The 17,411-nt window shown below is 61.3% G+C and carries 19 protein-coding genes; 5 read left to right on the top strand and 14 right to left on the bottom strand.

Going from position 1 to position 17,411, the window contains the following annotated elements; all coding sequences use genetic code 11:
• Nucleotides 1-69 precede the first annotated feature (69 nt).
• Genes P9292_RS30450 through P9292_RS30440 form a run of 3 tightly spaced genes read left to right on the top strand, consistent with a single transcriptional unit; the run spans nucleotide 70 to nucleotide 2,611 of the window.
• A complete protein-coding gene (locus P9292_RS30450) occupies nucleotides 70-1,338 on the top strand; it encodes a M48 family metallopeptidase (protein ID WP_250526085.1) in 1,269 nt (422 codons plus the stop codon).
• On the top strand, nucleotides 1,335-2,291 hold the full coding sequence (gene rsgA / locus P9292_RS30445) for a ribosome small subunit-dependent GTPase A (protein WP_409015207.1): 957 nt from the start codon (nucleotides 1,335-1,337) through the stop codon (nucleotides 2,289-2,291). The genes P9292_RS30450 and rsgA overlap by 4 nt, the downstream gene beginning before the upstream one ends.
• The gene (locus tag P9292_RS30440; RefSeq protein ID WP_244825881.1) at nucleotides 2,288-2,611 is read left to right on the top strand and encodes a DUF2007 domain-containing protein; all 324 of its coding nucleotides are present in this window, start codon (nucleotides 2,288-2,290) and stop codon (nucleotides 2,609-2,611) included. The genes rsgA and P9292_RS30440 overlap by 4 nt, the downstream gene beginning before the upstream one ends.
• Before the next feature lie 7 nt (nucleotides 2,612-2,618).
• On the opposite strand, the gene P9292_RS30435 is transcribed toward P9292_RS30440, so the two are convergent.
• The 6 genes from P9292_RS30435 to rpsP form a co-directional block, all read right to left on the bottom strand.
• Complete coding sequence (locus tag P9292_RS30435; protein ID WP_244825882.1) at nucleotides 2,619-3,557, bottom strand: CobD/CbiB family protein; 939 nt, start codon at nucleotides 3,555-3,557, stop codon at nucleotides 2,619-2,621.
• A 115-nt stretch (nucleotides 3,558-3,672) separates the two neighbouring features.
• Entirely contained in the window at nucleotides 3,673-4,326 is a 654-nt protein-coding gene (locus P9292_RS30430) for a CoA pyrophosphatase (protein WP_309843997.1), read from the bottom strand.
• Between the two features lie 147 nt (nucleotides 4,327-4,473).
• The gene (rplS, locus tag P9292_RS30425; RefSeq protein ID WP_250465293.1) at nucleotides 4,474-4,866 is read right to left on the bottom strand and encodes a 50S ribosomal protein L19; all 393 of its coding nucleotides are present in this window, start codon (nucleotides 4,864-4,866) and stop codon (nucleotides 4,474-4,476) included.
• 149 nt (nucleotides 4,867-5,015) lie between these two features.
• A complete protein-coding gene (gene trmD / locus P9292_RS30420) occupies nucleotides 5,016-5,786 on the bottom strand; it encodes a tRNA (guanosine(37)-N1)-methyltransferase TrmD (protein WP_309844001.1) in 771 nt (256 codons plus the stop codon).
• 36 nt (nucleotides 5,787-5,822) lie between these two features.
• Entirely contained in the window at nucleotides 5,823-6,554 is a 732-nt protein-coding gene (gene rimM, locus P9292_RS30415; RefSeq protein ID WP_309962706.1) for a ribosome maturation factor RimM, read from the bottom strand.
• 62 nt (nucleotides 6,555-6,616) lie between these two features.
• The gene (rpsP, locus tag P9292_RS30410; protein WP_008342343.1) at nucleotides 6,617-6,871 is read right to left on the bottom strand and encodes a 30S ribosomal protein S16; all 255 of its coding nucleotides are present in this window, start codon (nucleotides 6,869-6,871) and stop codon (nucleotides 6,617-6,619) included.
• A gap of 295 nt (nucleotides 6,872-7,166) precedes the next feature.
• On the opposite strand from rpsP, the gene P9292_RS30405 reads away from it, so the two are divergent.
• Entirely contained in the window at nucleotides 7,167-7,670 is a 504-nt protein-coding gene (locus P9292_RS30405; protein WP_250526089.1) for a TM2 domain-containing protein, read from the top strand.
• A 23-nt stretch (nucleotides 7,671-7,693) separates the two neighbouring features.
• Here the strand turns inward: P9292_RS30405 and P9292_RS30400 are convergent, their stop codons facing one another.
• Nucleotides 7,694-8,821 (bottom strand): PA0069 family radical SAM protein, encoded by a 1,128-nt coding sequence (locus P9292_RS30400; RefSeq protein WP_309962704.1) that lies wholly within the window; start codon nucleotides 8,819-8,821, stop codon nucleotides 7,694-7,696.
• Between the two features lie 68 nt (nucleotides 8,822-8,889).
• The gene (locus P9292_RS30395) at nucleotides 8,890-9,378 is read right to left on the bottom strand and encodes an Lrp/AsnC ligand binding domain-containing protein (RefSeq protein WP_309962702.1); all 489 of its coding nucleotides are present in this window, start codon (nucleotides 9,376-9,378) and stop codon (nucleotides 8,890-8,892) included.
• A 151-nt stretch (nucleotides 9,379-9,529) separates the two neighbouring features.
• On the opposite strand from P9292_RS30395, the gene P9292_RS30390 reads away from it, so the two are divergent.
• On the top strand, nucleotides 9,530-10,816 hold the full coding sequence (locus P9292_RS30390) for a D-amino acid dehydrogenase (RefSeq protein WP_309962699.1): 1,287 nt from the start codon (nucleotides 9,530-9,532) through the stop codon (nucleotides 10,814-10,816).
• Between the two features lie 99 nt (nucleotides 10,817-10,915).
• On the opposite strand, the gene P9292_RS30385 is transcribed toward P9292_RS30390, so the two are convergent.
• The 6 genes from P9292_RS30385 to P9292_RS30360 all read right to left on the bottom strand — a co-directional run bounded on the left by P9292_RS30385 (nucleotide 10,916) and on the right by P9292_RS30360 (nucleotide 17,233).
• Nucleotides 10,916-12,706 carry an acyl-CoA dehydrogenase gene (locus tag P9292_RS30385; protein WP_309962697.1) on the bottom strand — a complete coding sequence of 597 codons (1,791 nt, stop codon included), beginning with the start codon at nucleotides 12,704-12,706 and terminating at the stop codon, nucleotides 10,916-10,918.
• Nucleotides 12,707-12,792: 86 nt separating this feature from the next.
• Nucleotides 12,793-13,728, bottom strand: a complete 936-nt coding sequence (locus tag P9292_RS30380) for an FAD-binding protein (RefSeq protein ID WP_309962695.1) — start codon at nucleotides 13,726-13,728, stop codon at nucleotides 12,793-12,795.
• A 14-nt stretch (nucleotides 13,729-13,742) separates the two neighbouring features.
• Complete coding sequence (locus tag P9292_RS30375) at nucleotides 13,743-14,492, bottom strand: electron transfer flavoprotein subunit beta/FixA family protein (protein ID WP_309962693.1); 750 nt, start codon at nucleotides 14,490-14,492, stop codon at nucleotides 13,743-13,745.
• Between the two features lie 234 nt (nucleotides 14,493-14,726).
• On the bottom strand, nucleotides 14,727-15,521 hold the full coding sequence (locus tag P9292_RS30370; RefSeq protein ID WP_250526108.1) for a MetQ/NlpA family ABC transporter substrate-binding protein: 795 nt from the start codon (nucleotides 15,519-15,521) through the stop codon (nucleotides 14,727-14,729).
• A gap of 34 nt (nucleotides 15,522-15,555) precedes the next feature.
• On the bottom strand, nucleotides 15,556-16,209 hold the full coding sequence (locus P9292_RS30365) for a methionine ABC transporter permease (RefSeq protein ID WP_309962690.1): 654 nt from the start codon (nucleotides 16,207-16,209) through the stop codon (nucleotides 15,556-15,558).
• Nucleotides 16,199-17,233: a methionine ABC transporter ATP-binding protein gene (locus tag P9292_RS30360; RefSeq protein ID WP_250465313.1), complete on the bottom strand. Its 1,035-nt coding sequence runs from the start codon at nucleotides 17,231-17,233 to the stop codon at nucleotides 16,199-16,201. Before P9292_RS30360 ends, P9292_RS30365 begins: the two co-directional genes overlap by 11 nt.
• Nucleotides 17,234-17,411: the final 178 nt, after the last annotated feature.

The following is a 17,411-nucleotide window of genomic DNA, read 5'->3' as shown; positions in this document are numbered from 1 at the left end:
CACGCGTTGTGGCAACGCGAGCACGGCCTGGAACCTATAATTCTCGCATAGTTCAATCGGAAGCCCTGCATGGCCAACCTCACACTCGCTTTTTCGACGATCTTCGTCGTCGCCCTCGTTGCGATGGTTTCAACGAAGCTCTGGCTGGCCTCGCGCCAGATTCGCTACGTCGCGGCGCATCGCAACGGCGTGCCGCCGCAGTTCACCGGCACGATCCCGTTGACGGCGCACCAGCGCGCGGCGGACTACACCGTTGAGCGCACGCGCCTCACGATGATCGAAGTCGTCACCAGCGCCATCGTGCTGGTCGCGCTGACCTTGCTCGGTGGCTTGCAGGCACTCGATATCGCCATTACGGAGTCGCTCGGGCGCGGCTATCTCGGACAGATCGCGCTGGTCGCGGCGGTCATCGCAATCACGAGTCTCATCGACCTGCCGTTCGACTATATCCGCCATTTCGTGATCGAGGAAAAGTTCGGCTTCAATCGTATGTCGAAGAAACTGTTTTTTCTCGATCTCGTGAAGGGCACGGTGCTGGGCGCGATCATCGGTGCGCCGCTTCTGCTGCTCGTGCTCTGGATGATGGATCGCGCCGGCACCTACTGGTGGCTCTACACGTGGATCGTCTGGGTTGCGTTCCAATTGCTCGCGATGATCATCTATCCCACTTTCATCGCGCCGCTTTTCAACAAGTTCGAGCCGCTCAAGGATGAGGCGCTGCGGGCTCGTATCGAGAATCTGATGTCGCGCACCGGCTTTGCGGCAAAGGGCTTGTTCGTCATGGACGGCAGCCGCCGTTCCGCGCACGGCAACGCGTATTTCACGGGCTTCGGCGCGGCGAAGCGCATCGTCTTCTTCGATACCCTGCTTGCGCGCCTTTCCGGCAGCGAGATCGAAGCCGTGCTTGCGCACGAACTCGGCCACTTCAAGCGCCGTCACGTGCTCAAGCTGTTGGTCGTGATGTTCGCCATCAGCCTCGCCATGCTCGCGCTCCTCGGCTGGCTCGTGCAGACCGTGTGGTTTTACGAAGGCCTCGGCGTGCATCCGTCGCTCGTCGGCGGCAACAACGGACTTGCGCTCGTCCTGTTCATGCTCGTGCTGCCGGTGTTCATGTTCTTCATCACGCCGCTCGGCAGCCTGAGCTCGCGCAAACACGAATTCGAGGCCGATGCCTTCGCGGCCAGCCAGACCGATCCGAAGGATCTCGTCAACGCGCTCGTCAAACTGTACGAAGACAACGCGTCCACGCTCACGCCCGATCCGCTCTACACCGCGTTTTATTACTCGCATCCGCCCGCTTCGCAGCGCATCGACCGCTTGATGCAACACGCCGCATGACGGCGCGTGGCGTGTCATCGGGCCGCGGCGCGCGTCAAGGCGGCGCGGCTTCCGCGGAGGCCCGACTGGAAGGCACCGTGATCGCCGCGCACGGCCGGCACTATCTCGTCGCGCCGCACGACGGCGGCGCGAAGCTGCAATGCTTCCCGCGCGGCAAAAAGAGCGAAGTCGCCGTTGGCGATCGCGTGATCTACGAGCAGTCTTCGGCGGATCAGGGCGTGATCGTCGAAATCGGCGAGCGGCGCAACCTGCTTTACCGGTCCGATCAGTTCAAGTCGAAGCTCTTCGCGGCGAACCTCGATCAACTGCTGATCGTGCTCGCCACCGAGCCGCATTTCAGCGAAGACCTGCTCGGGCGCGCGCTGATCGCCGCCGAGGCGCACGGGCTCGAAGCGCTCATCGTGCTCAACAAGATCGACGTGGAAAGCGCGTTGCCCCTGGCGCGCGAGCGACTTGCGCCCTATCGCGCGCTGGGCTACACGCTGATCGAACTGTCCGCGAAGATGGCGCCCGGCGAAGTGCATCCGCAACTGGATGAGCGCCTGAAAGATCGCTCGACGATCTTGCTCGGCCAGTCGGGCATGGGCAAATCGACGCTCGTGAATCTGCTCATCCCCGACGCCGACGCCGCCACGCGCGAGATTTCGTCGGCGCTCAACAGCGGCCGGCATACCACCACCTTCACGCGTCTGTACGAATTGCCAGGCGGCGGCTCGCTCATCGATTCGCCTGGCTTCCAGGAGTTCGGCCTGCATCACTTGTCCGAAGGTCAACTGGAACGCGCCTTCGCTGACTTTCGGCCGTATCTAGGGCATTGCCGCTTCTACAACTGCCATCACCTGCAGGAGCCGGGCTGCGCTGTACTCGAAGCGGTCGAAACCGGCAAAATTCGGCCGGCGCGGCATGCGCTTTATGCGCAGCTCGTCCACGAAGCAAGCCAGATCGTTCGATGAAACGGCTCACGCGCGCACCGAACCTCATCACGGCGCAACACTGGATGAACGTGCTCGCGACCGCAGGTGTGCCTTGCGAGTTACACAATCGGTATTTAAACGGCGCGCTGGGTGACATTCCGGCGGATCAATGCGCGCCGGAAATCTGGATCGTCGATGAACGCGACGAAGCGCTGGCCACTCGCCTTCTGGAGCGTGCAAAGCGCGGACCGGAAGCGAATGCCCGGCCCTGGCGATGCCGTCAGTGCGGCGAATGGCTCGAAGCGCAGTTCACCGTGTGCTGGCAGTGCCAGACGGACCGCGATCCGCTGGACGATTGATGCCTTGCTATGCCAGCCAGACGGCAATGGTCAGCATGAGCAGGATCAACATCCACAAGATCACCGCGCGCCACACCAAGCCAACCGCCGATTGGAGCGTGCGTGGCGTGCAGTCGTCACCGACGGGCAGCGGGCTTGCATCGCCCACGGCGAGCGCCTCGACGCTCAGCGGTTCGGCGAGCGGTCCTGCGAGACGCGCGCCCAACGCGCCGCTGCCGGCCGCGAGCAACACGCCTTCGTTCGGGTCCGGCCACTGACGCGCGTGATTGCGCCACGCGTAGATTGCATCCTCGAAATTGCCGACGATTGCGAAGCCGAGCGCGGTAAGCCGCGTAGGAATCCAGTCGATCACGAAAAACGCACGCTGCGCGAACGATGAGAACGCTGCGGTCCGCTCGGGATTCGGCTCCGTCCACGCACGCGCCAGATACTCAGCGATCCGATAAAACACCGCGCCAGCCGGCCCGATGGGAATCAGAAACCAGAAGAACACGCCGAACACATGCCGATGCGACGCGATCACCGCATGTACGAGCGTGTGGCGCACGATCTCGCTTACCGGCATGTCGACGGTATCGAGACCGGTCCACTCCGTGAGCACCTCGCGGGCGCGCGGCACGTCGTCGTTATTGAGCGCGAGATGGATATCGGTGAAATAGTGGCTGAACTGACGAAAGCCGAGCGTGAAGTACACGATCACCACGTTCCAGAAAAACGCCAGAACGAAGTTGATCCGATACAGCACGTAATAGATGAGCCCGACCACGAGCGTCCACGGCAACACAACCACCAGCCACGCGACGATGCCGTGCTTTTCCTTGCCCGCGTCGAAACCATGGGCGGTGCTTTCCGCATGATACTGAAGCAACGCCGAGATCGGATTGTGCGGCGATAACGCACGCACCTGCTCGAGGATAAGAGCCAGCAATACAGAGAAAAAAGTCATGCGGTGCGCCGAAACGGTCGGAGTAGTTCGAGTTTCGCGTAACGATAGCACAGCGTTCGATGCGTTTAGACGCGCTGACCAATCGCAAGGTCGCGTAACGTCGCACGTCGACGCGTCAGGCGGCGAGGAAGCGGTAGAAATTGCGCAACATGCCAGCCGTTGCACCCCAGATGAAATACGGAGCCGTCTTTTCATCGGGTTTGTAAGGCATGGCAAAAAAACGACGCTCGCCACCTTCCCATTGGAAAACGCGCACTTCGTGGTTTGCCGAGTCCATCAGAAACGCGAGCGGCACTTCGAAGATATCGGCGACTTCGCTCGTATCGGCTTTGAGCGCAAACGGCGGATAGACCAAGGCAACGACAGGCGTCACGCGAAATCCGGTTCCCGTTAGATAGTCCGGCAGCGCGCCGACCACTTCGCAATGCTCCGCGCCCAAGCCGACTTCCTCGCGTGCTTCGCGTAGCGCGGTGGCGGCGGCATCGGCGTCCTCGGGTTCCTGACGGCCGCCGGGAAAGCTGATTTGTCCCGCGTGGTCGGAAAGATGGTCGGCCCGCTGAGTCAGGAGCACGGTCAGACCGCCTTCACGCACGACGAGCGGCACGAGAACAGAAGCCACGCGCGGATCGCCGCCGATGGCCTTGATGCGCTGTTCGGGCGCTTCCTGCGTCCATTCGAGCGTCTGTGCGAAACGCGCTCGCAGTCCTTCGGGCGTGAGGCGCTCGGGTGGTATGGCGGGAAGCGCGGCGCCCGTCGAGAGGACGGGCATTCGTTCAGGTTCGAGAATGCGGGGAGTCGAGGTCTTGCCGGTGGACACGGGTCGAAAGCCAGGATGTCGAAGATTCAATTTGAACACACCAAAGAAAAAAGCACCCGCGAGGGTGCTTTTTCAGTACGGCGCCTGGACGCTGAGTCTTTACTCTGCAGCGGCTGCGGCGGTACGGTCCTTCGTAAACAGCTTTTCCTTGATACGTGCCGACTTCCCCGAGCGCTCGCGCAGGTAGTACAGCTTCGCACGACGGACGTCGCCGCGACGCTTCACGACGATGCTCGCCAGCAGCGGCGAGTAGGTCTGGAACGTACGCTCAACGCCTTCGCCCGAGGAAATCTTGCGGACGATGAAGTTCGAGTTCAGGCCACGATTACGCTTGGCGATCACGACGCCTTCGTAAGCCTGCACGCGCTTGCGCGTACCTTCGACGACGTTCACGTTGACGATGACCGTGTCGCCCGGACCGAAGTCGGGGATCGATTTCTCGCCCAAAACGCGCGCGATCTCTTCCTTCTCGAGTTGCTCAATCAGATTCATTACTGACTCCTTGTGCCATCTTGCCGGAGTTGTGTGCCTAGATTTCGCTTGCGCGATTTCGTTGATAAGGCCCCGGTAGAGGATGGGTTCACTTCTGGCGCCGAGGTTGAATTCAGCGCCCCCATTTGCCCCGCTCGTCGGCTCGAAGTCTATTCGGACTTCGACGCCGTCTTCGCGAGATCTGCGAGCCATGCCTCGTCGGCACGGCTCAACATCTTGCTTTTGCGCGCCCGGTGAATCAGATCGGGCCGCTTCGTGAATGTGTTGCGTAATGCTTCGCGCCTGCGCCAGGCGTCGATTTCCTTGTGATGGCCGCCGAGCAGCACATCGGGAACGCGCGCGCCTTCGTATTCTTCCGGACGCGTGTAATGCGGACAATCCAGAAGTACGTCGACGAAACTGTCTTGCACCGCCGATTGCGCGTCGTTCAGCACGCCGGGCAACTGGCGCACGACAGCGTCCATCAACGCCATGGCGGGCAATTCGCCGCCTGACAGCACGAAGTCGCCGAGGCTTATTTCTTCGTCTACTTCACGATCGATCAGACGCTGGTCGATTGCTTCGTAACGACCGCACAACAGCACGAGGCCCGGCTCGGCGGCCATGCGCATCACGCGTTCGTGATCGAGCTTGGCGCCTTGCGGCGACATCATCACGACGCGCGTCGTCGCGATGCCTTGCTCGCGCTGCGCGGTTTTCGCGGCCGCGATCGCGTCTTCTAGCGGACGTGCCAGCATGACCATGCCGGGGCCGCCGCCGTACGGGCGATCGTCGACGGTGCGGTAATTGTCCGTGGTGAAGTCGCGCGGATTCCACGTACGCAAATCGAACCGCTCCTGCTTCACTGCCCGGCTGGTAATGCCCCAGTCGGTCAGCGCGCGGAACATTTCGGGAAAGAGCGTTACGACATCGAACTGCATCGCTCTCTCCGTAACTTGCCGATGACGAGCACCGGGTTAATAGTCGGCGTCCCAGTCGACGATGATGCGTTTCGCCGCCCGATCCACCGTCTTCACATACACACCGACGAACGGAATGAGCCGCTCTTCGGTGACGGGCTTGCCATCCTTGTCGGTACTCGGATACTCGATCCGCAGAATGGAATGCGCGCCGTTGTCGATCATGTCGGCGACACGGCCAAGCGCCACGCCCGCTTCGTTTTCGACATCGAGGCCGATCAGATCGACCCAGTAGAACTCGTCTTCGTCGTCGAGCTTCGGGAAGTCGCTGCGAGCGATGTAGACCGCGTGACCCTTCAGCAACAACGCGGCGTCGCGATCGTCACAGCCCGACAGGCGCGCGACGATGGTATCCGCGTGCACTTTAGACTGAACACAACGTGCGGACTTGAGCTCGCGGCCTTTGACGAGCCACCAGTTCTTCGCACCGAGCAGCGCGTCGCCGCCCAGCTTGCCGTTGGCGTGCGGAACGATCTTTATCCAGCCCTTCAGACCGTAGGCATCGGCGATAAAACCGATTTCCACCGCGTCTTCCGGAAGACCATCTACCGACTCGACCCCCGCCGATGCTTCCTGCGCTTTGCCTTCGCCCGAAGCGTCCGCCGTCACGCGACGCGCGCCGGGTTTCCGGACGAACGCGCCAAACGTGCTGGCATTTTCTTCTTGCTTCGGCTTCGGCCGACTGACATTGCCAGCGACGTTGCCGGATTCGGAATTACGCGCGGGCATCAGCAGACCTTGAAGCGGAATACCTTGAACGACTGAACTTCAGTCGACAAACTAACCAGCACTTAAGCAGCCGGTTGAGCTTGCTGAGCTTGCTTGACCAGACGCTCGACGGTCGGCGACAGTTGCGCGCCAACGCCTTGCCAGTAGGTCAGACGATCTTGAGCGATACGCAGCGATTCGCCCTTGGTCGCGACCGGGTTGTAGAAACCAACGCGCTCGATGAAGCGGCCGTCACGGCGGCTACGCGAATCGGTTGCGACGATGTTGTAAAACGGGCGCTTCTTCGAGCCGCCACGAGCCAAGCGGATGATGACCATGCTGAAATCCTTGAAAACCGGGGTTCGGAACTACCAGAACACGCGATTATAGCGGAAACCGACGCTCCAACAAACACTTAACGTGATTATCGCGCGCAGTTCGGGTTTGGAACGCTTCAAACGGCGCGCCGCAAGGACAAAAGCCCCGCGGCGGCCAGTGCAGCATTGTGCCAGTGTGTGACCGCCGAAGCGAGCAGCGTAAGATGTCGGATTCTCGCCTGGCGCAATCAGAGCAATCCGCGATAAGACGGCGCGCGCGCCACTATTTTCACCACCGATATCACCGCTTTCGCTGATGACTTCTTCGTCCGTCGCTACCGAGACCGGCCCGAAACCGGCCGGCAACCAGAACTGCCCGTACTTCCGCTCGAAGACGCTCACGGCGGCGCTCGCGTTTTTCTTTGGCAGTATCGGACTGCACCGTTTCTATCTGTATGGAATGCGCGACAAATGGGGCTGGGCGCATATCGTCGGCATCGTGTTGGGCGCGGTGGGTTATCTGTTGCTCGCGGCGACGGAGCGGACTTCGATTCTAGGCTGGGTGCTGGCGTTTCCCGGCGCGGTGTCGCTGCTGGCGGCGTTTCTTTCCGCGATCGTCTATGGTCTTCGACCCGACGCCAAGTGGGACGCGCAATTCAACGCGCATACCAACCGGCAAAGCAATTCGGGCTGGACGGTCATCTTCATCGTCATTTTTTCATTGCTGTTCGGCGCGTTCTTGCTGATGACCGGCCTCGCGCTGACGTTCCAGACTTATTTCGAAAGCCAGGTGGAAGCTGCGAAGACACTGTCGCAGTAGGCGATAGACGACGATCGCAGGCGTTAGAACAAGTCGAGCTGGCCTTTGTCTGGCACCGGTTTGACGAACGCCGGCGGCTTGAAGTCCGACATGTCGAGAATGCCGCGCTGCCGGGCGTTCAATCCCAGACGCTTGGTTGCTTGTTGAAAGCGCTGCTTCAGCATGTCCGCCCATAATCCTTCGCCCTTCATGCGTTTGGCAAAGTCCGCGTCGTAGTCCTTGCCGCCGCGCATGTCGCGTACGCGGCTCATCACGCGGTCGGCACGATCGGGAAAATGCGCCGCGAGCCAATCCTTGAAAAGCGGCGCCACTTCCCATGGCAGGCGCAACACGATGTAGCTGGCGGTCTTCGCGCCCGCTTCCGCACACGCTTCGAGCACCCGCTCCAGATCCGGCTCCGTGACGAACGGAATTACCGGCGCGATACTCACACCCACCGGAATGCCCGCCTCGGCGAGCGTGCGGATCGTGCGCAGACGCCGCGCGGGGGTGGCCGCGCGCGGTTCGAGCGTGCGGGCGATGTCTGCATCGAGCGTAGTCACGGTGATGGCCGCCATGACCTGCCCGCGCTCCGCCATGGGCGCCAGCAAATCGATATCGCGTTCGATCAGCGACGACTTCGTGATCGCCGCGAACGGATGACCGCAATCGTGCAGCACCTGGATGACGCTGCGCGTGATCTTGAGATCGCGCTCGACGGGCTGATAGGCGTCCGTATTCACGCCGAGCGCAATGGATTCCGGCTCGTACTTCGGCTTGCCGATCTCGCGCCTGAGAAGTTCGGCGGCGTTGATCTTGGCGTAAATGCGGCTTTCGAAATCGAGTCCCGGCGACAGGCCAAGGTAACTATGCGTCGGACGTGCGAAGCAATAGATACAGCCGTGCTCGCACCCGCGATACGGATTGAGCGACACGCTAAACGGTATGTCGGGCGAATTGTTGTTCGTCAAAATGCTCTTTGCGCGTTCTTCGAACACTTGTGTGCGAAGCGGCGGCGCGCCCTCGTCGTCACCGTCCGTTTCGTGTAGCCAGCCGTCGTCCACGCGTTCGCGCGCGTCTTTCTCGTAGCGTCCCTGCATGTTCGTCACCGCGCCGCGCCCTTTCAGCGGCGCGGGCGGCGCGACAGGAAATTCACGGTCGGGTGTCGGCATTACGATGAGCGCAGCAGAAAATGTACTGTACAAATATACAGTATCGACACGTCATCGCAAGCAAAAAATCACACGTCCACCGGGATCATCAGCGTTTCCTTGATCTCCTCCATTACCACATAACTTTTCGACTGCACCGCGCCCGGCAGTTGTAGAAGGATGTCGCCAAGAAGCTTGCGGTAGTCGGCTATTTCGCCGATCCGCGCCTTGATCAGATAGTCGAAATCGCCGGAAACGAGGTGGCATTCGAGCACTTCCGGAATGCGCTGCACCTCGCGGCGAAACTGCTCGAACATATTGCCGCTCTTGTGATCCAGCGTGATCTCGACGAACACCAGCAGCGCCGCACCGAGCTGAGTCGGATTAACACGCGCGTAATAGCCCGTGATCACGGCGTCCCGTTCCATGCGCTTCACCCTTTCGATACAAGGCGTGACGGACAGCCCGACACGCTCCGCAAGGTCCTTCATCGCGATGCGGCCATCCGCTTGAAGAATATTCAGGATCTTGTGATCGAGCTTATCGAGCGCACGCACCGGATTTCGCTGTGTTCTCATGCGTTTTTCCTGAAAATCCGCCAAATACATTAACTAAAACTATATCGACATCAATAGTATAGGCGATAACACTACACAAACTTCCGTCCGCGGCTCAGTTCCACTTCTTGCGCGCAAACGGGCAGTTTCATCGAATCCTGATGGAGAACTCATGCGTATCGTTATTCTCGGAAGCGGCGTCGTCGGCGTGACCAGTGCTTATTATCTGGCGCGGGCGGGTCACGAAGTCACGGTCATCGACCGCGAAGCCGGCCCCGCGCTCGAAACGAGTTTCGCCAACGCCGGGCAAATTTCGCCGGGCTACGCGTCGCCGTGGGCCGCGCCGGGCGTGCCGCTCAAGGCCGTCAAATGGATGTTCGAAAAGCACGCGCCGCTTGCCATTCGTCTCGACGGCACGATGACTCAACTTCAATGGATGTGGCAAATGCTGCGTAACTGCACGCAAGATCGCTACATGGTCAACAAGGGCCGCATGGTGCGCCTTGCCGAATACAGCCGCGATTGCCTGCAAGCCTTGCGCGCGGATACAGGCATTCACTACGAAGGCCGCACCGGCGGCACGCTGCAACTCTTCCGCACGCAGGCGCAACTGGACGGCGCGGCGAAAGACATCGCGGTGTTGAAAGACGCGAACGTTCCGTTCGAATTGCTCTCGTCGGCCGAACTCGCGAAGGCAGAACCGGCGCTCGCAGCGGTATCGCACAAACTGACGGGCGGCTTGCGCCTGCCGAACGACGAAACCGGCGATTGCCAGATGTTCACCACGCGCCTCGCCGCCATGGCTGAAGCGTTGGGCGTCAAGTTCCGCTACAACACGCCAATCGACGCACTTGCAATGAGCCAGGGCCGGATTGCCGGCGTGCAATGCGGCAAGGAACTCGTGACAGGTGACTCCTACGTCGTCGCGCTCGGTTCATATTCGCCGAAGTTGCTCGGCGATCTCGTCAAGATTCCGGTTTATCCGCTCAAGGGTTATTCGCTCACCGCGCCTATCGTCGATGCGGCCCGCGCGCCCATTTCGACCGTGCTCGACGAGACGTACAAGATCGCGATCACGCGTTTCGACGACCGCATTCGCGTGGGCGGCATGGCGGAGATCGTCGGCTACGACAAGTCGTTGAAGCAGGCGCGCCGCGAGACGCTGGAAATGTGCGTGAACGACCTGTTCCCCGGCGGTGGCGATACGGCCAGCGCCAAGTTCTGGACTGGCCTGCGCCCGATGACGCCGGACGGCACGCCGATCGTTGGCCGCACGCCGGTGCCGAATTTGTATCTGAATACCGGACACGGCACGCTCGGCTGGACGATGTCGTGCGGTTCCGGCCAACTGCTCGCCGACCTGATGTCCGGCAAGCAACCCGCGATTCGGGCCGACGATTTGTCGGTGCATCGTTATATGGGCGAAGTCGGTGTGAAGACGCGTCCCGCTTATGCTTGAGAAGGCGCCCGCGCACGAAGAAAACCCCACGTTGCGAACGACGTGGGGTTTTTTCATGCGCGGGCGTCGGCTCGCGTTCGATGAGCTTCGTCGCTCACATCAAAACTGATCCTCGCTCAACGCGAGCACGCCTTCGCTCCCATTCGCGCTGACAATCGATGCCTCGATGCCCGGCGCCTGCGACAGAATGTGTTCCGCGAAAAACTGAGCCGTCGCGATTTTCGCCGCATAAAAGCGCTCGTCCTCGCCGCGCTTTTTTTGCGCGGTAAGCATTGCGCGCGCCATCTGCCAGCCGCACAGCACGATTCCCGCGAGCCGCAAATACGGCACGCTGCCCGCGAAAACCGCGTTCGGATCGCTTCTGAACTTCGCGACGATAAACTCGACCGAGCGCGCGAGCGACAAGCTCCCCGCGCTCAAGTGCCGATGCATCGACACGAACGCCTGGCCCTCCGTATCCGCAAGAGCAGCGATGGTCTGATCGATCTGCGCGAGCAACGCCTGCGCCGTCGCGCCGCCGTCGCGCACCGTCTTGCGGCCGATCAGGTCGTTGGCCTGAATGGCCGTCGTGCCTTCGTAAATCGGCAGAATGCGTGCATCGCGATAATGCTGCGCGGCGCCCGTTTCCTCGATGAATCCCATGCCGCCATGCACCTGCACGCCGAGGCTCGCCACGTCCACCGACATCTCCGTGCTGAATCCCTTGATGATCGGCACGAGATATTCGTAGATCGACTGATGGCTCTTGCGCGTTTTTTCATCGGGATGACCATGCGCGAGATCGCTGTGCGACGCGGCGACATACGCCAGCGCGCGGGCGCCTTCGGTATAAGCGCGCATGGTGGAGAGCATGCGGCGCACGTCGGGATGATGAATGATGGTCACTGGCTCTTTCGATGAGCCATCGACCGGACGGCTTTGCACGCGGTCCTTCGCATACGCGACCGCCTGCTGATACGCCCGCTCCGCAACCGCGATGCCCTGCATGCCAACGGCAAAGCGCGCGGCGTTCATCATGATGAACATGTATTCGAGCCCGCGATTCTCTTCGCCGATCAGATGCCCGACCGCGCCGCCGTGATCGCCGAATTGCAGCACGGCCGTGGGACTCGCCTTGATGCCGAGCTTGTGCTCGATCGACACGCAATGCACGTCGTTGCGCGCGCCCGTCGAGCCGTCCTCGTTGACGAGGAACTTCGGCACGATGAATAGCGAGATGCCCTTCACGCCTTCGGGCGCGTCAGGCGTGCGCGCCAACACGAGATGGACGATGTTCTTCGCCATGTCGTGCTCGCCGTAGGTGATGAAAATCTTCGTGCCGAACAGCTTGAAGGAACCGTCGCCCTGCGGCTCGGCGCGCGTGCGTACCAGCGCGAGATCGGAGCCGGCTTGCGGCTCGGTGAGGTTCATCGTGCCGGTCCATTCTCCGGAAATGAACTTCGGCAGATAGCGGGCTTTTTGTGCGTCGTTGCCTGCGGTGAGCAGCGCTTCGATTGCGCCATCGGTCAGCAAGGGACACAGCGCGAACGAAAGGCTCGCTGAGTTGAGCATCTCGATGCACGGCGTGGCGATGAGCTTCGGCAGGTTCTGTCCGCCGAACTCCTCGGGATGCACGACGCCTTGCCAGCCGCCCTCGCCGAATTGACGGAACGCTTCCTTGAAACCGGGCGTGGTCGTGACTTCGCCATTTGCCCACGCGCTCGGATTGCGGTCGCCTTCGACGTTGAGCGGCGCGACGACCTCGCCGCAAAAGCGCGCGGCTTCATCGACGACGGCTTGCGCGGTATCGAAGCTGCCGTCTTCGTGGCCTGGCAAAGCGGCGATGCCGTCGATACCGGCCAGTTCCTTGATGACGAACAGCATGTCCTTGACGGGGGCGTGATAGCTCATCGTTCTTGTCTCCTCATTCATCCGATACAAAAAGGGCGCAACAATTGTCGCGCCCTTTCGGTTCTAAGTCGGCGAGCGACGCGCGCTCAGCCGATTTCCTTCACCAGTTCCGGCACGAGCGAAAACAGGTCGCCGACGACGCCGTAATCCGCGACGCTGAAAATAGGCGCTTCCGGATCTTTGTTGATGGCGACGATGACCTTACTGTCCTTCATCCCGGCCAGATGCTGAATGGCGCCCGAAATACCAACGGCCACGTACAACTGCGGCGCGACGATCTTGCCCGTCTGACCCACTTGATAGTCGTTCGGCACGTAACCGGCATCCACCGCCGCGCGTGATGCGCCCATTGCCGCGCCAAGCTTGTCGGCCAACGGTTCGAGCACCTTCGTGTAGTTCTCGCCGCTGCCGAGACCACGTCCACCCGACACGATGATCGAAGCCGAAGTCAGTTCCGGCCGATCCAGCTTCGTGACTTCGCGGCTGACGAATGACGAGATGCCAGCGTCGGCTGCCGCTTCGATCTTCTCGATCGATGCACTGCCGCCTTCCACAGCCACCGGATCGAAGCCCGTTGCACGCACCGTGATGACCTTGATCGGATCGCTCGATTGCACCGTCGCGATGGCGTTGCCCGCGTAGATCGGACGCTCGAAGGTATCGGCGCTGTCGACGGCGGTGATGTCGCTGATCTGTGCGACATCCAGATGCGCTGCGATACGCGGGGCGATGTTCTTGCCGTAGGCAGTAGCAGGCGCGAGGATGTGCGAATAGTCCTTCGCGATATTCAGCACCGTGCCCTCGACATTCTCGGCCAGACCTTCGGCGAGTTGAGGCGCATCCGCAAGCAGCACTTTCGAAACGCCTGCGATCTTGGCTGCCGCATCGGCCGCGCCCTGCGCGTTCGCACCCGCGACCAGCACGTGGATATCGCCGCCGATTTTCGATGCCGCCGCTACCGTGTTCAACGTCGCGGCCTTGATGGACGCGTTGTCGTGTTCCGCAATTACCAGAATCGTCATTTCGTGCGTCTCCGTTACAGGACCTTGGCTTCGGTCTTGAGCTTCTCGACCAGCGTCTTCACGTCCGGCACCGTAATGCCTGCGCTGCGCTTAGGCGGCTCGACGACCTTCAGCGTCTTCAGTCGCGGCGCGACATCCACGCCAAGGTCGGCCGGCTTCACGACCGTCAGCGGCTTCTTCTTTGCCTTCATGATGTTGGGCAGCGTCACATAACGCGGCTCGTTCAGGCGCAGGTCGGTGGTGATGACAGCGGGCAGCTTCAACGACAGCGTTTCCGCGCCCCCATCGACTTCGCGCGACACGGTGGCTTTGCCGTCGGCCACGACGACCTTCGATGCAAACGTCGCTTGCGGCAAGCCTGCCAGCGCGGCGAGCATCTGTCCGGTCTGGTTCGAGTCGTCGTCGATTGCTTGTTTGCCGAGGATGACGAGTTCGGGCTTTTCCTGATCGACCAATGCCTTGAGCAGTTTGGCGACGGCAAGCGGCTGCAACTCATCCGCGGACTCGACGAGAATGGCGCGATCCGCGCCGATTGCAAGCGCCGTGCGTAGCGTTTCCTGGCATTGCGTGACGCCGCACGACACGGCGATCACTTCGGTTGCCACGCCCGCTTCCTTCAGACGCACCGCCTCTTCCACGGCGATCTCGTCGAACGGGTTCATGGACATCTTCACGTTGGCGATATCGACACCCGTGTTGTCCGACTTCACCCGGACCTTCACGTTGTAGTCGACCACGCGCTTGACTGGCACCAGAATTTTCATCCACACGCTCCAAAAGGGTCTCTCCGCGCTAACGGAGGAAGCTTGTTCTTCCGATTCCTTGCGGATTCGGCGATCGATTGAGTCAACCCAGTCTCACATTATACGAGCGCTGCGTGTGCGCTTCCCCCGCCGAAACGGGTGGGCGAGGCGACGCACGATCGGCATACGCCGAATAATATCGAACGACCGTTCTATTCACTATCCCAAAAAACCCGCAGTCCGCTTTTCGCTGGATTACCAGGCGGCAATCACCGCGCCCGAGTATTTGCCGGCGATGAACTGCTTCACTTCCGGCGAGTGATACGCGGCCACCAGCTTCGCGACCCAAGGCTTGTCCTTGTCCACCGCGCGAATGGCGATGATGTTGGCGTACGGACCATGCGGATCTTCGATCGCGATGGCATCCGCGTTCGGCTTGAGACCCGCTTCCATCGCGAAGTTCGTGTTGATCGCGGCGGCGTCCACGTCGGCGAGCGAGCGCGGAATCTGCGCGGCATCGAGTTCGACGATCTTCAGCTTCTTCGGATTTTCGACGATATCGATAGGCGTCGCCTTCAATCCGGCATCGGCGCGCAGCTTGAGCAAGCCTTGCTTTTGCAGCAGCAGCAATGCGCGGCCGCCGTTGGTAGGATCGTTCGGAACCGCAACGCGCGCGCCGTTCTGCAACTCGCCAAGCGACTTGATCTTCTTCGAATAGATGCCCATGGGGAACGTCACCGTGTCGGCGACCTTGATGAGCTTGTAGCCGCGATCCTTCACCTGTGCATCGAGATACGGCAAGTGTTGATAGCTGTTCGCGTCGAGGTCGCCCGCGGACAACGCGGCGTTCGGCTGCACATAGTCCGAGAATTCGATGACCGTGATCTTCAGGCCGTTCTTCGCCGCGACCTGCTTCACGACATCCAAGATCTGCGCGTGCGGCCCGCCCGTCACACCGACCTTGATCGCGTCTTCGGCATGCGCGACGCCGCTGACCAGCATGACCGCGGACAACGCGGCGGCGAACTTCAGAATGAATCGACGTTGCATGAACTGACCTTTCGTTATGAGGTTGATGCGAACTTCACTTGTGACTGAGACGGCGCACGAGCCAGTCGCCGAACGACTGCACGAGCTGCACGAACACGATGAGGATGATGACCACCGTGAGCATCACTTCGGGCAAGAAGCGCTGATAACCGTAGCGGATGCCGAGGTCGCCGAGCCCGCCGCCGCCGATTGCACCGGCCATCGCCGAATAACCGACAAGCGAAACGAACGTGATGGTCAGCCCCGCCACCACGCCCGGCAACGATTCCGGCAGCAGCACCTTGAAGACGATCTGTCGCGTGGTCGCGCCCATGGCCTGAGCGGCTTCGATGAGCCCGCGATCTACCTCGCGCAACGCGGTTTCGACGAGCCGCGCGATGAACGGCGCGGCCGCGATGGTCAGCGGCACGACAGCCGCCGCCGTACCGATGGACGAGCCCACGACGAGCCGCGTAAAGGGAATGACCGCGACGAGCAGAATGATGAACGGCGTCGAGCGCACGGCATTGACGAAGCCGCCGAGCACGCGATTCACGGCGAGATTGGGCAGCACGCCGTCGCGATCCGTCAGATACAGGAGCACGCCGAGCGGAAGCCCAAGCGCCGCGCCGATCAGCCCGGAGATGCCGACCATGATCAGCGTCTCCCAGAACGACTGCACGAACATGTCGAACATTTCACTCAACATGGGAAAGCTCCTCCACCACGACGCCTTGCGAGCGCAAATAAGTAATCGCCTCGGCGACCTTCACCGGCTGACCGCCCGCGAGCACCGCGAGCGAGCCGAACGCCTGGCCCTGAATCTCGTCGATCTGGCCATGCAGGATATTGAAGTCGAGCTCGTAGCGGCGGATGGTCTCGGAGAGAATCGGCTGATCGACGCCCGAGCCCGTGAACGCGAGCCGCAGCAAATGGCCGCTGCCGGTCTTGAGACGCTCGGCCACGCGCACCTTGAGCGCGGGCGGCAACTCGTGCGCGATGACATCGCCGATCAGCGCGCGCGTGACTTCGTGATGCGGTTGCATGAAGACATCGACCACCTTGCCCTCTTCGACCACGCGCCCGGCATCGAGCACGGCGACGCGATCGCACACTTGCTTGATGACGTCCATCTGATGCGTGATAAGCACGATCGTGAGCCCGAGCTCGCGATTGATTTTGCGCAGCAGGTCGAGAATGGAACGCGTGGTTTCGGGATCGAGCGCGGAGGTGGCTTCATCGGAGAGCAGCACTTTCGGCTTGCTCGCAAGCGCGCGCGCGATGCCCACGCGCTGCTTCTGCCCGCCGCTGATCTGCGCGGGATATTTGTCCTTGTGCGTGGTGAGGCCGACGAGTTCGAGCAGCGGCAACACCACGGCCTCGATCTCCGCGCGCTTGTTGCCCGCGAGTTCGAGCGGCAGCGCGACGTTGTCGAACACCGTGCGCGACGACAGCAGGTTGAAATGCTGAAAGATCATGCCGATGTCACGGCGCGCGGCGCGCAAGTCGTGCTTGCCGAGCGTCATGAGATCGCGGCCATCGACCACGACGCTGCCTTCGCTCGGTCGCGTCAGCAGGTTGATGGTGCGCACCAGCGTGCTCTTACCCGCGCCGCTGCGCCCGATGATGCCGAACACTTCGCCGGCGGGAATCGTCAGATTGACGTTGTGTAGCGCTTCGACCCAGCCTCGTGGGCTCGCGAAACGCTGTGAGAGATTGCGGATTTCGATCATTCGACCAGGACGTGATTCATGCGTGGTCCGGAAAATACAAACGGCGGGAGGCTTTCGCGGACACTGTAGCGTCCGCGCAGCCAGCCGCCGCTCGTTCTAACTTCGTTGCTGTTCAGCCGCAGGATTTTACCGGAGCATCAACATTCTGTTTAATAATGAATTTCGATGATTTAATTAC

This window comes from Caballeronia sp. LZ001 (genome assembly GCF_031450875.1).
In the GTDB taxonomy this organism is placed as follows: Bacteria; Pseudomonadota; Gammaproteobacteria; order Burkholderiales; family Burkholderiaceae; genus Caballeronia.
This window is presented reverse-complemented; position numbering and strand designations above follow the sequence as displayed.

Coding starts and splice junctions, on each gene's coding strand:
- P9292_RS30450 (WP_250526085.1), top strand. CDS start 70: ATGGCCAACCTCACACTCGCTTTTTCGACGATCTTCGTCGTCGCCCTC.
- rsgA (WP_409015207.1), top strand. CDS start 1,335: ATGACGGCGCGTGGCGTGTCATCGGGCCGCGGCGCGCGTCAAGGCGGC.
- P9292_RS30440 (WP_244825881.1), top strand. CDS start 2,288: ATGAAACGGCTCACGCGCGCACCGAACCTCATCACGGCGCAACACTGG.
- P9292_RS30435 (WP_244825882.1), bottom strand. CDS start 3,557: ATGACTTTTTTCTCTGTATTGCTGGCTCTTATCCTCGAGCAGGTGCGT.
- P9292_RS30430 (WP_309843997.1), bottom strand. CDS start 4,326: ATGCCCGTCCTCTCGACGGGCGCCGCGCTTCCCGCCATACCACCCGAG.
- rplS (WP_250465293.1), bottom strand. CDS start 4,866: ATGAATCTGATTGAGCAACTCGAGAAGGAAGAGATCGCGCGCGTTTTG.
- trmD (WP_309844001.1), bottom strand. CDS start 5,786: ATGCAGTTCGATGTCGTAACGCTCTTTCCCGAAATGTTCCGCGCGCTG.
- rimM (WP_309962706.1), bottom strand. CDS start 6,554: ATGCCCGCGCGTAATTCCGAATCCGGCAACGTCGCTGGCAATGTCAGT.
- rpsP (WP_008342343.1), bottom strand. CDS start 6,871: ATGGTCATCATCCGCTTGGCTCGTGGCGGCTCGAAGAAGCGCCCGTTT.
- P9292_RS30405 (WP_250526089.1), top strand. CDS start 7,167: ATGACTTCTTCGTCCGTCGCTACCGAGACCGGCCCGAAACCGGCCGGC.
- P9292_RS30400 (WP_309962704.1), bottom strand. CDS start 8,821: ATGCCGACACCCGACCGTGAATTTCCTGTCGCGCCGCCCGCGCCGCTG.
- P9292_RS30395 (WP_309962702.1), bottom strand. CDS start 9,378: ATGAGAACACAGCGAAATCCGGTGCGTGCGCTCGATAAGCTCGATCAC.
- P9292_RS30390 (WP_309962699.1), top strand. CDS start 9,530: ATGCGTATCGTTATTCTCGGAAGCGGCGTCGTCGGCGTGACCAGTGCT.
- P9292_RS30385 (WP_309962697.1), bottom strand. CDS start 12,706: ATGAGCTATCACGCCCCCGTCAAGGACATGCTGTTCGTCATCAAGGAA.
- P9292_RS30380 (WP_309962695.1), bottom strand. CDS start 13,728: ATGACGATTCTGGTAATTGCGGAACACGACAACGCGTCCATCAAGGCC.
- P9292_RS30375 (WP_309962693.1), bottom strand. CDS start 14,492: ATGAAAATTCTGGTGCCAGTCAAGCGCGTGGTCGACTACAACGTGAAG.
- P9292_RS30370 (WP_250526108.1), bottom strand. CDS start 15,521: ATGCAACGTCGATTCATTCTGAAGTTCGCCGCCGCGTTGTCCGCGGTC.
- P9292_RS30365 (WP_309962690.1), bottom strand. CDS start 16,209: ATGTTGAGTGAAATGTTCGACATGTTCGTGCAGTCGTTCTGGGAGACG.
- P9292_RS30360 (WP_250465313.1), bottom strand. CDS start 17,233: ATGATCGAAATCCGCAATCTCTCACAGCGTTTCGCGAGCCCACGAGGC.